The 14126-nt window shown below is 68.1% G+C and carries 14 protein-coding genes; 6 read left to right on the top strand and 8 right to left on the bottom strand.

All coding sequences use genetic code 11. The features are described from left to right. Nucleotides 1-87: 87 nt before the first annotated feature. Nucleotides 88-1107 (bottom strand): D-alanine--D-alanine ligase family protein, encoded by a 1020-nt coding sequence (locus tag IEY21_RS07465; RefSeq protein WP_188902974.1) that lies wholly within the window; start codon nucleotides 1105-1107, stop codon nucleotides 88-90. A gap of 247 nt (nucleotides 1108-1354) precedes the next feature. On the opposite strand from IEY21_RS07465, the gene IEY21_RS07470 reads away from it, so the two are divergent. From IEY21_RS07470 to IEY21_RS07480, 3 genes are all read left to right on the top strand, one after another. After that, entirely contained in the window at nucleotides 1355-3073 is a 1719-nt protein-coding gene (locus tag IEY21_RS07470; RefSeq protein ID WP_188902976.1) for an ABC transporter substrate-binding protein, read from the top strand. 214 nt (nucleotides 3074-3287) lie between these two features. Continuing rightward, a complete protein-coding gene (locus tag IEY21_RS07475; protein ID WP_188902978.1) occupies nucleotides 3288-4310 on the top strand; it encodes an ABC transporter permease in 1023 nt (340 codons plus the stop codon). Between the two features lie 28 nt (nucleotides 4311-4338). Beyond that, nucleotides 4339-5364 carry an ABC transporter permease gene (locus IEY21_RS07480; protein WP_188902980.1) on the top strand — a complete coding sequence of 342 codons (1026 nt, stop codon included), beginning with the start codon at nucleotides 4339-4341 and terminating at the stop codon, nucleotides 5362-5364. Nucleotides 5365-5432: 68 nt separating this feature from the next. Here IEY21_RS07480 and IEY21_RS07485 read toward each other — a convergent pair whose 3' ends face one another. From IEY21_RS07485 to IEY21_RS07505, 5 genes are all read right to left on the bottom strand, one after another. Then, on the bottom strand, nucleotides 5433-5882 hold the full coding sequence (locus tag IEY21_RS07485; protein WP_188902983.1) for a hypothetical protein: 450 nt from the start codon (nucleotides 5880-5882) through the stop codon (nucleotides 5433-5435). An 8-nt stretch (nucleotides 5883-5890) separates the two neighbouring features. Then, nucleotides 5891-6763 carry a CAF17-like 4Fe-4S cluster assembly/insertion protein YgfZ gene (gene ygfZ / locus IEY21_RS07490; RefSeq protein ID WP_188902985.1) on the bottom strand — a complete coding sequence of 291 codons (873 nt, stop codon included), beginning with the start codon at nucleotides 6761-6763 and terminating at the stop codon, nucleotides 5891-5893. 88 nt (nucleotides 6764-6851) lie between these two features. After that, nucleotides 6852-7958: a glutamyl-tRNA reductase gene (gene hemA / locus IEY21_RS07495; protein ID WP_188902987.1), complete on the bottom strand. Its 1107-nt coding sequence runs from the start codon at nucleotides 7956-7958 to the stop codon at nucleotides 6852-6854. After that, nucleotides 7955-8515 carry a precorrin-2 dehydrogenase/sirohydrochlorin ferrochelatase family protein gene (locus tag IEY21_RS07500; RefSeq protein ID WP_229752961.1) on the bottom strand — a complete coding sequence of 187 codons (561 nt, stop codon included), beginning with the start codon at nucleotides 8513-8515 and terminating at the stop codon, nucleotides 7955-7957. The genes hemA and IEY21_RS07500 overlap by 4 nt, the downstream gene beginning before the upstream one ends. Before the next feature lie 104 nt (nucleotides 8516-8619). Then, nucleotides 8620-9168, bottom strand: coding sequence for a DUF2721 domain-containing protein (locus tag IEY21_RS07505; protein ID WP_188902991.1), 549 nt, complete (start codon nucleotides 9166-9168; stop codon nucleotides 8620-8622). Between the two features lie 197 nt (nucleotides 9169-9365). Between IEY21_RS07505 and IEY21_RS07510 the strand changes: the two genes are divergently transcribed. Next, nucleotides 9366-9767 carry a hypothetical protein gene (locus tag IEY21_RS07510; RefSeq protein WP_188902993.1) on the top strand — a complete coding sequence of 134 codons (402 nt, stop codon included), beginning with the start codon at nucleotides 9366-9368 and terminating at the stop codon, nucleotides 9765-9767. A 63-nt stretch (nucleotides 9768-9830) separates the two neighbouring features. Then, nucleotides 9831-11006 (top strand): aminotransferase class I/II-fold pyridoxal phosphate-dependent enzyme, encoded by a 1176-nt coding sequence (locus IEY21_RS07515; RefSeq protein ID WP_188902995.1) that lies wholly within the window; start codon nucleotides 9831-9833, stop codon nucleotides 11004-11006. A gap of 13 nt (nucleotides 11007-11019) precedes the next feature. On the opposite strand, the gene murA is transcribed toward IEY21_RS07515, so the two are convergent. After that, a complete protein-coding gene (gene murA, locus IEY21_RS07520; protein ID WP_188902997.1) occupies nucleotides 11020-12297 on the bottom strand; it encodes a UDP-N-acetylglucosamine 1-carboxyvinyltransferase in 1278 nt (425 codons plus the stop codon). 278 nt (nucleotides 12298-12575) lie between these two features. Here murA and IEY21_RS07525 point away from each other — a divergent pair, with 278 nt between their 5' ends. Next, nucleotides 12576-12800, top strand: a complete 225-nt coding sequence (locus IEY21_RS07525; protein WP_188902999.1) for a transcriptional regulator — start codon at nucleotides 12576-12578, stop codon at nucleotides 12798-12800. A 116-nt stretch (nucleotides 12801-12916) separates the two neighbouring features. Here the strand turns inward: IEY21_RS07525 and IEY21_RS07530 are convergent, their stop codons facing one another. After that, on the bottom strand, nucleotides 12917-13975 hold the full coding sequence (locus tag IEY21_RS07530; protein WP_188903001.1) for a C40 family peptidase: 1059 nt from the start codon (nucleotides 13973-13975) through the stop codon (nucleotides 12917-12919). Between the last annotated feature and the right edge of the window lie 151 nt (nucleotides 13976-14126).

The raw sequence follows: 14126 nt of genomic DNA on the forward strand, positions 1-14126 counted from the left end.
TTTGTCCCGGCGGTTCCCAGGACGACCACCCAGGGCCACCAGAGGGCGGGGGGAGCAAGCAAATACCCCCCGCCCCGGCCTGTGCCCCTAGCGCTCATCCAGGGCGAGTTCCACCAGCCGCGTGACGAGTTCGCTGTAGCCCAGCCCCGACGCCTCGAACAGCTTGGGATACATGCTGGTCTGGGTAAACCCGGGCATGGTGTTCACCTCGTTGAGCAGCAACTCTCCCGTCTCTTCCACGTAGAAGAAGTCCACCCGCGCCAGGCCGGCGCAGTCCAGCGCCCGGAAAGCCTGCAGGGCGCCCTCACGTACCCGTTCGGCCACCTCGGTCGGGATGGGCGCGGGAATGTGGACCTCGGCGCGGCCCTCGGTGTACTTGGTCTCGTAGTCGTAGAACTCGGAGGCAAAGCGCAGCTCTCCCACCGGGCTGGCGATGGGCGCGTCGTTGCCCAGCACGCCGACTTCCAGTTCGCGGGGTTTGTGGGCGGTCATGGCTTCCAGAATCACGCGGCGGTCCAGGCCGAAGGCCAGCGTCAGGGCCGCGTCCAGCTCCTCGGGGCCGCGCACCTTGCTGATGCCCACGCTGGAGCCCAGGTTGGCCGGCTTGACGAACAGGGGGTAGCCCAGCTCTGCGGCACGCGCCCGCACACTCTCCGGGTCGCCGTGCCACTCGCGGCGCACAGCCAGCCGCCACTCCACCTGCGGGATGCCCGCGGAGGCGAGCACCTGTTTGGTCATCACCTTGTCCATGCTCACCGCCGAGCCCAGCACGCCGCTGCCCACAAACGGAATGCCCGCCAGGGTCAGCAGCCCCTGGATGGTGCCGTCCTCGCCCATCGGTCCGTGCAGCAGGGGAAACACGGCGTCGTAACCCTCGGCGCTGGCCACCCGGTGCAGCACCAGATCGCCGCCGGAGACCGCCGCCCCCGACTCCAGGGCCTGCCGCGTCTCGGTGGGCGGCAGCCAGCGCCCCTGCTTGCTGATCGCCACCGGCGTCACGTCGAACTGGTCGCGCGGCAGGGCATTCAGAACGCTGCGGGCACTGCTCAAGCTGACCTCATGTTCCCCGGACTGGCCGCCCGCCAGCAGCAGAATGCGCTTCTTCACGCGGCGCAGTATGGCAGATACCGTCCCCGGTGCGCGGCGCAGGTGACCCTGCGCTGGTCTCTTCGCCCGGCGTCCGGGCCGCCCGCCCCCCCCACCGCCGCTTCCAACCGAGTTCACACCTAAGCCGTTAGACCTACGCTATGATGCGCGGCGATCTAACACAGACAGGTAGGCAGCTGGAACGGACTTACTGGCTTCACAACCGGCCTTTTCGCTCCTTACCGGTCAACCCTATTCAGGAGGCTTCATGAAGAAACTCGTTACCCTCAGCTCGCTGCTCGTCATTTCCGCCGCTCTGGCCGCGTCCCCGGCCGACACCCTGGTGATTCAGTCCGCCGCAGACGTCCCCACCATGGACCCCGGCGTGACCTATGACACGTCCTCCTCGGCGCTCGTGGACAACATGTACGAGACGCTGCTGACCTATGACGGCGCGAGCCTGACCAAGCTGGTGCCCCAGCTGGCCACCAAGTGGACCGTCAGCAACGGCGGCAAGACCTACACCTTCGATCTGCGCAAGGGCGTCAAGTTCCACAGCGGCGCCACCATGACCTGCGCCGACGCCGAGTACACCATCGAGCGCAACCTCGTGACCAACAGCGGCGCGAGCGGCAACTGGTTTATCGCCGAGAGCCTGACCGGCAGCCAGAGCAACGCCGCCGACGACAAGAGCATTACCTGGGCCAAGATCGACAAGTCGGTGGAGTGCAACAACGCCGGTCAGCTGGTCTTTACGCTGCCCGCCGTCGACCCCGCCTTCCTGGCCAAGCTCGCCTACACCGGTCAGGCCATCGTCGAGAAGGCCTACAGCGCCAAGATCGGCGAATGGGACGGCACCGAGGCCACCTGGAAGGACTGGATCGGCAAGGACCTGACCGGCAGCAACCTGAGCAAGCAGCCCAACGGCACCGGCCCCTACCGTCTGGTGCGCGCCGACGCCAACAACCACCTGTTCCAGGCCTTCGACGGCTACTGGGGCGAGAAGCCCAGCATCAAGAACGTGATCCGTCAGAAGGTGCCTGAGCTCGCGGCCCGTCAGCAGGCGCTGCTGCGCGGCGACGCCGACATCATCGAAGGCGGCGGCCGCAGCGTGGACGAGGCGCAGATCAAGGGCAAGCCCGGCGTGACCTGGGTGGACGGCCTGCCCAACACCACCTCTACCGCCATCTTCATGAACGAGAAGATCCAGGGCAAGGGCAACTCCCTGCTGGGCAGCGGCAAGCTGGACGGCAAGGGCATTCCCGCCAACTTCTTCAGCGACGTGAACGTGCGCCGCGGCTTCTCGTACGCCTTCGACTACGACGGCTACATCAAGGACGTGCAGAAGGGCCAGGGCATGCAGCGCACCATGCTGATGCCCGACAGCTTCCCCGGCTACGATCCCAAGGTCAAGAAGTACACCTTTGACCCCGCCAAGGCCACCGAGTACTTCAAGCGCGCCTGGGGCGGACAGGTCTGGAAGAACGGCTTCACGCTGACCGCCAACTACCGCGCCAACTCGGTCGGGGCCCAGACGGCCATGGAAATCCTCAAGAAGAACATCGAGTCGCTGAACCCCAAGTTCCGCGTGAACATCCAGTCCAAGCAGTGGTCTGAAATGCTCGCCGATTCCAAGAAGGGCGAGGAAGCCATGATCCTGATCGGCTGGGCTCCGGACTACGCCGACGCCGACAACTTCATGTACACCTTCTACGCCTCGGACGGCTACTACAGCCCCCGCGCCAACTGGAAGGACGCCAGCGTGGACAAGTGGCTCAAGCAGGCCCGTTCGACCGTGAACGTCGCCGAGCGCAACCGCCTGTACAGCCTCATCGGCAACCGTGCCTACGAGCAGGCCCCGTTCATCCTGGTGCCCGCACCGGTCAACTACACCTTCCAGAGCAGCCGACTCAGTGGCGCGCCGATCACCAAGGCCGGCTTCAACCCCATGACGTCGCTGAACTGGAAGGATCTGTCCAAGAAGTAAGCGCCAACAGGACCTGACAGGTTCTTCACAGGCGGGCAGGGGAGTCACCACGCGGGTGTCCCTGCCCGCCTTCTGTGCTTGAGGGCCCTTTTGCTTTGACCGTGTCCTTGTGTAGACTGGCTCGCCCTATACTTGGCAAACCTTCTGCACCTGGCTGTCAAGCTGTCCGCCCGACCCGTTGTCATTTTTCATCCGTTGAACCCGAGGCCCCCGCATGCTGAACTTCACCATCCGACGGCTGATCCAGATTCCGCTGGTCATGCTTGTCCTGTCCGTCATCGTCATCGGGCTGACACAGTTGCTGTCGCCCGAGCAACGCGCCGCGCCGTACATCCGTTCCGAACAGCAGGCCGCACGTCTGGAACAGATCATCACGGAACGCGGCCTGCGCGACCCCTTTCCGGTCCAGTACGGGCGCTGGTTTTCCAACACCATCCGCGGCGACCTGGGCTTTTCCAAGGCCAGTGGCAAGGACGTGATTCCCACCATCCAGGAACGTCTGCCGAACACCATTGAGCTGACGCTGGTCACCGCGCTTCCCATTCTGCTGCTGTCCATCTGGCTGGGCACGCTGAGCGCCCTGCACAAGGACAAGCTGCTTGACCAAATCCTGCGTGTGCTGGTGGTCTTTGGCTACAGTCTGCCCACCTTCGTGCTGGGCATCGTGCTGCTGGCGGTGTTCTATGCGTATCTGGGCTGGCTGCCCGGCGCCGGACAGCTGGAGATCATCAACCAGTTTGCCGTGGGCGACCTGCGGCGCTATACCGGCATGATGTCGATAGACGCCGCGCTCAACGGCCGCTGGGACATCGCTTGGGACGCGCTGCGCCACATGATCCTGCCCGCCGTGACGCTGATGATCGTCCTGAGCGCCAACCTGGTCAAGGTGATGCGCAACAGCATGCTGGAAGTGCTGACCAGCGATTACGTGCGTACGGCCCGGGCCAAGGGCCTGTCCTCGCGGGTGGTGAACGGCAAGCACGCCCGCCGCAACGCCCTGCTGCCCATCGTGACGCTGGGCGGCTTCCTGGTGATCGGGCTGCTGGGCGGCTCGATCATCACCGAGACCATTTTCGCCTACCCCGGCATCGGGCAGTGGTTTGTGCAATCCGCGCTGCAGCTGGACATTGCCGGCGTGCTGGGCTTCACGCTGCTCTCGGCCCTGTTGGTGGTCGTGATGAGCACCGCCGTGGACATCCTGTACGGCGTGATCGACCCGCGCGTGAGGTTCCACTGATGCGCGCGCACCTGCCAGGAGGACAGGCATGACGACCACTTCTGCCCCCGTTGCCCTTGAAAAACGCGGCGCATTCCAGATGTTCTGGACCGGCCCGGCCATGCGCAAGCTGCGGCGCAATCCGCTCGCCATCGGCGGACTGATCATCACACTGCTGTTCGCCCTGCTTGCGCTGTTCGCGCCGCTGGTGGCCCGGCCCACCGGCAACTGCCTGCGCGACCTGGGCATGACCAGCCAGAGCCAGATCTACAACCCGCTGGCCGCTCCGTTCTGGAACGCGATCTTCGTGCCGCCGGCCAGCTGCTACAAGATCGAGCGTCTGAGCTTTGCGCAGGAACCCGCGCCGCCCAACTCGGTTGCCGGAGCCACCGCGCCCTTCGGGACCGTTAACGGCTACAACATCTTCTATGGTCTGATCTGGGGCACCCGCACCGCTCTGAAAATGGCCTTTACCATCGTGGGCATCACGCTGCTCGTGGGCGTGCTGATCGGGGCCATCAGCGGCTTCTATGGCGGCTGGATCGACAACCTGATCCAGCGCTTCATTGACGTTCTGTTCGCCATGCCGGGCCTGGTGCTGACCGTGGTGATCCTGACCATCCTGCGGGCCAAGAATCCGGGCGGCGACCCCACCTGGCCGATCATCTTTGCCTACAGCGTGGCGGGCTGGGCCTCGTACGCCCGCGTGATCCGCGGCGACGTCCTGAAGACCCGGCAGCTGGAATACGTGGACGCTGCGCGCGGCCTGGGTGCGCGCGACATGCGCATGATCCTGAAGCACATCATCCCCAACAGCGTAACCACCGTGTTCACGATCGCCGTGCTGGACCTCGCGACCGTGCCGCTGGGCATCGCCGCCCTGAGCTTCCTGGGCCTGGGCTTCGAGCCGGGGTACTCCGAGTGGGGACAGCTGGTGGACTTTGCCCGCGCGTGGCTCAAACCCGAATACTGGTACGTGCTGGTGTTTCCCGCCGCCTTCATCGTGCTGTTCAGCTTGGCCTTCAACCTGTTCGGGGACGGTCTGCGCGACGCACTCGATCCGAAGACGCGGTAGGTTCGCAAAAGAGATTCAGAAGCAGGCGGCGCACAGGGAATCTCCTGTGCGCCGCCTGCTTCTGTTGTTCAGGAACCCGTGGTGTCGGCGGTTTCCGGGCCCCGCACCCAGTCGGGCAGCTGCTTCCAGACCCACAGGTGCAGAATCAGTGCCAGGATCAGAAACGACAGGACCGCCCACCCCTGCGACAGGGTGGCGCAGGCGAGCAGCAGCGGCACTCCGGGAACCGTCGCCGCCTGGATCGCCGCAGTCAGGGCAGCCTGATGTGCGGGCTGGTCTTTTTTCCTGGCAGCGTAGCGCGCCAGGGTCAGGGCCACCAGGGATACCCCCAGCGCCACCCCTCCCAGAATGAGCAGCGCGGGGAGAGGCACCGGAACCGGACGGGTCCAGACCAGCAGCCCCCCCAGCACCGCACCGGGCAGGGCCAGGGCCAGCAGGGCCCACAGGTAAACGCGGCGGGCAGCGCGGATCAGCCCCGCCCGACCGGCACGCATTTCCTGAATCAGGGCTTCCAGCATGGGCCGCTTCAGACGCGGGCCGCCAGTTGGTGCGCGTGGGCCGGGCGGCCCCCCACCAGAACCTCGGCACCCTCCGGCAGTTCCTTGCGCAGCCGCGCGAGGCTCAGGCCGCCCGCGTTCAGGCCGGCCTGCCCCACCACCTTGCCGTCACGCACGACCTGCGCGCCGGCCTCCCAGCCCTCCCCCGCCAGCCGGGCGAGGTGGTACCGGGCATTGCCGCGCGCCTCCAGCCGGGCCATGATCTCCTGGCCCACGTAACACCCCTTGCGGTAGCTGATGGCCGGCAGCGGCCCGCCCACGTCCAGGCCCACCTCCTGCGGCAGCGTGCCGGTAAAGCCGTCGCGGGCAATGTCGGGAATCCCGGCGCGGACCCGGGCGGCGTCCAGGGTGGCCAGGGACACCTCCTCGCCCGGAAGGACAGCCCGCACCTCATCCTCGTGCTGGGCAAGGTAATGCAGGTCCACGCCCGCCTCCCCCGTGCGGTTCACCCGTCCGACCAGCACCGTTGCGCCCCCCAGCTCGAAGCTCTGCGCGTCCGGACCATCGGCCTGCCAGCCGGGCAAACTGTCGGCACGCCAGACATGCACGGTGCGCAGCGTCTCCGACACGTCCTGAAGCTCCACCTGATCGAAGATGATGTAACGCTTGAGCCGGGCGAGCAGCGAGGCCGACTGCCCGGCATCCAGGTGCAGGTACACGTCATCGGCCCGCCGGTACGCCCGCGCGAAGTGCTCGATCTGTCCGCGCACGTTCAGAAAGGCGCAGGCCACCAGCCCCGGCGTCGGCGCGCCGCGCAGGTCGCCGGTCATCTGCCCCTGCACAAAGTCCACACGGTCCGCGCCGGTCACGCGCAGTCCGCCCGAGGGAAGAAAGGTCCACATGACGCCAGGGTACGGGAAATGCGGCGCGGCAAGTGAAAGGGAGGCGGGAAAACAGCTTCCGGCCTCCCCCGCAGCGCTCAGGCTTCCTTCAGTCGCTCGCCACGGCCAGTTCGCGGCGCACGCTCCTGAGCCCCTGCGCCTGCCGGGTAAGGTGCCAGCGGTTCAGGTCGGCGACCGACTCGCGGATGATCGCTCCGGCGCGGGGCAACGCGGCGCGGCGGCCCTGCATGTTGTGGTTGACCACCGCCGTCAGGTCGTCGAGGTTCAGCAGGTGGGCGCCGCGCACGTCGGCAATGTCGGGGGCCAGGATGCGCGGCACGCTGATGTCAATCAGGAACATGGCGCGGTCCTCACGCCCCGCCAGCGCCGCCGCCACCGCCTCTCCGTGCAGCACGTAATGCGGCGCGGCGCTGGACGCAATCACCACATCGGCCTCGGGCAGCGCCTCGTGCAGGTACTCGGCGGCGCAGACCCGCCCGCCGAGTTTCTCGGCCAGCTGACGGGCCCGCTCGGCGGTGCGGTTCACCACGATCACGTCCTCGACTCCGGCGGCGCGCAGGTGCGTCAGGGTCAGCTCGGCCGTCTCGCCCGCACCGAGAATCAGGGCGGTGCGCCCAGAAAGGCCCCCGAGCGCCAGGCCCGCCAGTTCCACGGCCGCGCTGGACACGCTGACCACGCGGTCGCTCAGGCCGGTCTCACTGCGGACCCGCTTGCCGGCGGCCAGCGCTCCCTGGGCAATCTTGTTCAACAGGGTGCCGCTCAGGCCGCGCGCGTGGGCGTCCTGCCACGCCCGCTTGACCTGTCCCTGAATCTGGGTCTCCCCGATCACCAGGCTGTCGAGCCCGGCCGCCACCCGGTACAGGTGGGTCACGGCGGCTTCACCACAGTGGCTGTACAGGTGGTCTTCCAGGGCGTGGCCCCACGCGCCCTGAAACGCCGCCAGCGCGTCGCCGGACAGCCCGGCGAAGTAGACCTCGGTGCGGTTGCAGGTGGAAAGCAGCATCACCTCGCGGGCATGCTGGCCCAGATGCGCCAGCAGCGCCTCTTCCTCGCCGGCACGCACGGCGGCGCGTTCGCGCACCTCGACCGGAGCAGTGTGGTGGTTGAGGCCGACCACCACGAAATCCAGCGGATCGGGCGTGGGCCCATGCGCCTGGCGCAGCAGGGTGCGGGCGGTGGGACAGGCCAGCGTCATGCGGGCACTCCCAGGGCGGCTTGGATGTCGTCACGCAGGCGCTGCAGCGCGCTCTCGCGGCCCGCACCTTCCAGGCTCAGGGCCTGTTCGCGGGCCGTGACCCAGCCGCTGATCTGCGCGTCACCGGGCAGCAGCTGGGCCACCCGCTCGGCGACTGCCCGCGCAAGCATGGGCAGCTCGCGCCCGGTGCCCACAGCCACCTGAACGCCCGCACGCTGCGCGGTCGCTGGAAAGCGCACCTCCCCCAGCGTCGCGTCGGCGGCATGGTTCACCAGCGCGCCGACACGCCGCGCCTCGGCGGCGGCGGCGGCGTTGACGTCTGGCCGGTCGGTGGCCACCACGACCAGCCGTGCCCCCATCAGATCGCCCTCCCGGTAGGGCCGGCGCTCCAGCTGAACCGGCAGTGTACGCAAGTCCGGGTGCAGCTCGGGGGCAATGACCGTCACCTGCAGTTCTGCGGCCAGCAGGGTACGAACGCGGCGCAGCGCCACGGCACCTCCGCCGACGACCACCGCCCGCTGGGCGCACAGATTCAGGAACACGGGCAGCACACTCACACCGCGCAGCATAGCGCGTCCGGCCGGGGCAGCCGTCCCCGACCGAACGGTCAGAAAGTCGGCTGGGACGGAATTCTCTGGGGCCACCTGCGGGCGGCGCGGGCCTACTCCGTGCGCAGGTCCGCTGGGGTTCTTTCCTCTGCCTCGGGATACGCATCGTCATACAGGGCGGCGTAATGTTCGCCCAGACCCACCAGAAACCCCATCTCCTCGCGGGTGGTGCGGGCGCTCAGGCGGGTCTCGAAGCTCAGCAGCAGCGCGGCAAACGCCAGCGAGGCCGAGCCCAGCACCGCCACCACCACCGGCAGCAGCCCCGCCGCCTCGCCGAGCAGCGAAGACCCGCCGATCAGGATGCTGGTCAGCACCAGCAGCGCCACGGCCACGTACAGCGCGGTCATGGCCCGCACGAGCAGGCGGGTCCGGCGGGCCAGCCGGGGCAACTGGCGCACGATCAGCCGTTTTTCCTCGCGGGCACGCGGTTCCTGCTGGCCTTCGGGCGACACCAGAAAGCGGAAGCGCGCGGTCAGGTGCCGCACCCGGTCGGTGGCGCGGCCCACCCGCGTGCTCGTGCTCATCAGCAGCGTGCCCGCTCCGCTGATCAGAACGGCGGGGGTGATCATGGCGGTCAGAACACTCAGGCTGGCGTCGGCCATGACGGCAGGCTAGCGCCGAACGGAGGCCAGCGCGCTCAGCTGTAGGCAGCTGGGAGGAGGGCACGCCCGGCAGACCGGCCTCGCACGGCCCTTCACAGAATCTGCACAGCCCGTAAACGGCTTCTGCACAGCCCGCCCGCATCCTTTGCTCAGACGGGAGAAGGCACCGCGCCGCCCCCGCCCCAAAGGAGCACACCATGAACAAGACCATTCTGTCCGCCATCCTGGGCCTGAGCCTGACCGTCAGCAGCGCCTTCGCCGCCTCGCCCATGCAGGTCACCGCCACCGACGGCAACCTGAGCTATACGGCGCTGTACACCGAGAGTTCGTGGATGGCCATCGCCGTGCCCGTCGCGGACCTGGGCGGCACGGTTCCCAGCGACCTGACCCTGAGCGCCGGCGACCTGGACGCAGGCACCACCATCACGCTCGACGGCGTGACCCGGCAGGGCGATCTGGTGCTGCTGCACGTCACAGTGAGCCGCGCGGACACCGGCAGGGCCATCAACCAGACCGCCACCATCGCCCTGAACTCGGGCGGACAGACCCTGACCACGGTGTCCATCCCAGTCCTGGGCGCCGCGAGCGCCGACGAGTAAGCCGCGGCGGTGGGGCCCGGCGCCCGGTGGCGCGGGCCCACGCGCGTGCTCTAGGCTGAGCGCATGTGGAGTTCACGGCGGGCAGCAGATGTGCCGGGCAGCGTATTCGCGCTGATGGACGCGGCCAAGCAACGGGCGCGGTCGGCCGGACGGGAGGTCATTGACCTGAGCATCGGCAGCAGCGATCAGGCTCCTTCACCGGCCGTACTGGAAACGCTGCGTGAGGCGACCCACGATCCGCTGACCTACCGCTACCCGCTGTTCAGCGACACGCGCCCGCTGCGCGAGGCCGCTGCCGCCTATCTGGGCCGGCGCTTCGGAGTGAACCTCGACGCCGAACGCGAGGTGCTGCCGCTGATCGGCGCTCAGGAGGGACTGGCCCACCTGCTGCTCGCGGTGACCGACCCCGGTGACACGCTGCTGCTGCCCGATCCGGGCTACCCGCCGTATCTGGGGGCGGCGGCGGTGGCCGGCGTGCGCGCGGTGACGCTGCCCCTGCTGCCCGAACGCGGCTTTCTGCCGGATCTGGACGCCCTTCCGGCCGACCTGCGCCCCCGCGCCCTGCTGCTGAACTACCCCAACAACCCGACCTCCGCGGTGGCCGACGCCGCCTTCTTCCGCGCGGTGGCGGCGTGGTGCCGGGCGCGCGGCACGCTGCTGATCCACGATCATCCCTACGCCGAGCTGACCTTCGGCGACTACCGCGCCCCCAGCGCCCTGGAAGCGGGGGTACAGGGGGTGGTGGAACTGCATTCGCTGAGCAAGACGCACCACATGGGCGGCTTCCGGGTGGGCTTTGCCGCCGGGGATGCCGACGCTCTGGCCGCGCTGGCCCGCGTGAAGGGAGCTGTGGATTTCCATCCGTACCTGGGCATCCAGCGGGCCGCTGCGCTCGCGCTGGGCCTGCCGGATGAGGTGGGCCGCGCCGGCGCGGCGGTGTTTCAGGAGCGCCGCGACGCCCTGGTCCCGGCCCTGCGCGCCCTGGGCTGGGAGGTCGCCCTACCCCAGGCGAGCATGTACGTCTGGGCCCACGTGCCCGGCCTGACCGACAGCGTGGCCTACGCCGTGCGGGCGGCCGAGACCACCGGCGTGGCGGTCAATCCAGGTCGGGCTTTTGGAGAGCGCGGCGAGGGTTTCGTGCGCTTTGCCCTGATTCAGCCGCCCGAGGTGCTCGCCGAGGCAGCCCGGCGCCTGTCGGAGGTGGCGGTCTGCGGAGCCGTGCCCGTCAGCCCGTCCTGAACGGGGTAACCGCTCAGTCCATTGCCAGCGCGAGGTCCGGCTGCCGGACGCTCGCCCCGATGCCACGCAGACGCTCGCCCAGACGCTCGTAGCCCCGGTTCAGATACTGCACGCCGTCAATGACGGTTTCGCCCTCGGTGGTCAGCGCGGCGATAAACAGGGCCGCTCCGGCGCGCAGGTCGGCGGCCTTGACGGGCGCGGCGTGCAGGTCCGCGCCCTGGATTACCTGGGTGTAGCCGCTGACGGTGATGTTTGCGCCCATGCGGTGCAATTCGGCCACGTGGGTCAAGCGGTCGGGATAGACCGGGTCCTGCACCACGCTCGTGCCGGGCACCGTTGCCAGCAGCGCACTCATCTGCGGCTGCAGGTCGGTGGGAAAGCCCGGGTAGCTCTGGGTCGTGATGTTCACCGGCTTGAGCTCGCGCACGGTGGCGTCCACGATCAGGCGGCCCGCCTCCTCGGTGATTTCCACGCCCATCTCCTGCAGCTTGGCCGTCACGGCGCGCAGGTGGTCGGGGCGCACGTTGTTGACCGTCAGGCGGCTGCGGGTGGCGGCGGCGAGCATCATGAAGGTGCCGGCCTCGATGCGGTCGGGAATCACGGTGTATTCGCCGCCGCGCAGGGCGGGCACGCCCCGCACGGTGATGGTGTTGGTTCCCGCACCCTCGATGTCGGCGCCCAGGCTGTTCAGGAATTCCACCATGTCCACCACATCGGTGTCGATGCTGGCGTTTTCAAGAATCACGACGCCGTCTCCGAGCACCGCCGCCAGAATGGCGTTGTGGGTGCCGCCCACCGTCAGCAGCTCAAAGGTAAAGCGTCCGCTGAGGCTGGCCGAGCGCCGGGCATCAAAGTTGCCGCCGTCCTCGGTGATCTCCACACCCAGCGCCCGGAAGGCCTTGACGTGCTGGTCCACCGGACGCGGCCCCCACGCGCAGCCGCCGGGCATGCTGACGGTGGCCTCTCCGGCACGCGCCAGGATGGCCCCCATCACGATGAAGCTCGCCCGCATCTTGCTCACGAGCGCGTACGGCGCGTCGGTGTTCAGGATCTCGGGGGTGTGCAACTCCAGGCTGTTGTCGCCGACCCAGCGGTGAACCGTGCCCAGGTGGGCAAGCAGGTCAAGGATGGTGTACACGTCACTCAGGCGGGGAATGCCGTGAAGGATCACCGGCTCGTGGGTCAGCAGGCTGGCCACAATGACGGGAAGAGCGGCATTCTTGCTGTGCTGAACGGTAATTTCGCCGCCGATCTGGCGGCCACCCTTGATCTGGAGCGGGGTCAATTGCATGGCTTCATCCTTTTTCTGCTGGGGACCCCAGGGGGGTGGTCAGAGGGGGCGGTACGGTGATGACGGTTGAACGCATTCATCCCGACTACAGGTGCATGTTACACATCATACTCACCGCACGTCTAGACTCGTCTATCTGCGAAGCCTCATGAACTCATCAGGCGCGCGGCCGCCTGCGGCTGATGGTGAGGAGGATGTTGAGGGGAGTGTGGTTGCGTGATACGCTTCCCACACACCCACGCCCCCACCGGGCCGCGTGAGGCCCATTCAGGAGAGGCATGCCCAAGAAGGAACGCAAACGCCTGCAGGTGGTCATCAGCGACGAACAGGATGCCCTGCTGACACGGACCGCTTATGAGTTGTCTAGCCCCGAACGGCTGATCAGCAAGAGTGAAGTGGTCCGGCTGGCCATCGAGAAGATCGCCCGCGAACTCGGGGACGGCGAGCCGCTCGACGGCTTCCGGGCCCTGCTGGAAAATGAGGATCCCGAGGCCGACAGCTAGAACCACAGGGCGCCGCGGCATCACAGAACTGGCGGAACGGACCAAACCCCGTTGCGCCAGTTTTTTTCACGGCGTCCACGTGATCGGGAGCGACCGTGCAGGCCAGGCGGGTGGGCTCAGGGGGCCTGCTGGGCGTAGGGCGTGCCCAGCACCCGCCGCGCCCCCAGGTACCGCGGGGCCCAGTAGCGGTCGGTCATCAGCGCGTCAATGCTGACCTTGCCCCGGTAGCTGTTGGCGCTCACGAAGGTGTCGTCTCCCAGGTAGATGCCCACATGGGACACCCGGCCCCGGCCCTCGGTGTCGAAGAACAGCAGGTCGCCGGGCTGCAACTGCCCCGCCTCGACCGGCAGGCCCGTCCGCGCCTGATCGGCACTGACCCGGGGCAGGCGTACGCCCAGCGGCGTAAACACCTGCAGGACGAAGCCGCTGCAGTCCAGGCCAGCGCGGGTGGTGCCACCGTAGACATACGGCGTGTCGAGCATGGCGAGCGCCGCGCTGCGCCAGTCGCTGGAAAGCGCGGGCAGGGCCTCGGGAGGAGCGGGCAGCGGCTCGGGCGCTGCCCAGGACGGCCCGAGCGCGGCGGTGGGGAGCGCAGGCTGTTCTCCCGCCGCACTCCGGAGAGGAGCCGACAGCGCTGTCGGAAGTACCAAAGGGGGCAGCCCCCCCGACGAAGTCTGGAGGGGCTGGGAGTTGGAGGAAGCGGCCGGAGCCTGAGCGGGCTGGAACGGGGCGGTGGCGAGGGGGGCCACGACCGGAGCGGCGGGCCGGATGGCGGAGACGGGCAATTTCAGCACCTGACCCACCGTCAGCACCGCGCCGACCGGCAGCAGGTTCTCGGCGAGCAGGGCGTCCACACTCACGCCGTAACGGCGCGACAGGGCATACAGGGTCTCCCCCGGCTGCACGCTGTGGCGGTATGGATCCTGCACGAGCAGCACCTGTCCCACCTTCAGGTCGGGTGCGGTCAGGTGGTTGAGGGCCAGCAGGGTCTCCACCCGCAGACCGACGCGGCGGGCGATGGCGTAGGCAGTGTCGCCCGCCTGAACAGTGACCGTCTGTACGGTGACTGCCTGGGCAGGCAGAGGGGCAACCTGCGCCCGGGCCGAAGCCGCACAAGCAAGCAGGACCGTCGTCAGCAGGGAAACACGCCAGGATTGAAATGAGAATTGCAGCATCCGGACAGGGGCTCACAGGGGGCGAGATGAGAGGAACCGAAGCAATTGATGTAAAGCTGTTGGGCGCACCGTAACACGCCGCTCCGGTTCATGCCTAGTCCCGCCCGACACTGACCCCAGCGGGGGGATGCGGGTGAGCAAATTCACGCAC

The sequence above is a fragment of the Deinococcus aerophilus genome (assembly GCF_014647075.1).
In the GTDB taxonomy this organism is placed as follows: Bacteria; Deinococcota; Deinococci; order Deinococcales; family Deinococcaceae; genus Deinococcus; species Deinococcus aerophilus.

Bases quoted from the DNA above. Each gene is read 5' to 3' on its own strand.
- IEY21_RS07530 (WP_188903001.1), bottom strand. From the start codon at position 13,975: ATGCTGCAATTCTCATTTCAATCCTGGCGTGTTTCCCTGCTGACGACG.
- IEY21_RS07525 (WP_188902999.1), top strand. From the start codon at position 12,576: ATGCCCAAGAAGGAACGCAAACGCCTGCAGGTGGTCATCAGCGACGAA.
- hemA (WP_188902987.1), bottom strand. From the start codon at position 7,958: ATGACGCTGGCCTGTCCCACCGCCCGCACCCTGCTGCGCCAGGCGCAT.
- ygfZ (WP_188902985.1), bottom strand. From the start codon at position 6,763: ATGTGGACCTTTCTTCCCTCGGGCGGACTGCGCGTGACCGGCGCGGAC.
- IEY21_RS07480 (WP_188902980.1), top strand. From the start codon at position 4,339: ATGACGACCACTTCTGCCCCCGTTGCCCTTGAAAAACGCGGCGCATTC.
- IEY21_RS07475 (WP_188902978.1), top strand. From the start codon at position 3,288: ATGCTGAACTTCACCATCCGACGGCTGATCCAGATTCCGCTGGTCATG.
- IEY21_RS07485 (WP_188902983.1), bottom strand. From the start codon at position 5,882: ATGCTGGAAGCCCTGATTCAGGAAATGCGTGCCGGTCGGGCGGGGCTG.
- IEY21_RS07505 (WP_188902991.1), bottom strand. From the start codon at position 9,168: ATGGCCGACGCCAGCCTGAGTGTTCTGACCGCCATGATCACCCCCGCC.
- IEY21_RS07470 (WP_188902976.1), top strand. From the start codon at position 1,355: ATGAAGAAACTCGTTACCCTCAGCTCGCTGCTCGTCATTTCCGCCGCT.
- IEY21_RS07510 (WP_188902993.1), top strand. From the start codon at position 9,366: ATGAACAAGACCATTCTGTCCGCCATCCTGGGCCTGAGCCTGACCGTC.
- murA (WP_188902997.1), bottom strand. From the start codon at position 12,297: ATGCAATTGACCCCGCTCCAGATCAAGGGTGGCCGCCAGATCGGCGGC.
- IEY21_RS07515 (WP_188902995.1), top strand. From the start codon at position 9,831: ATGTGGAGTTCACGGCGGGCAGCAGATGTGCCGGGCAGCGTATTCGCG.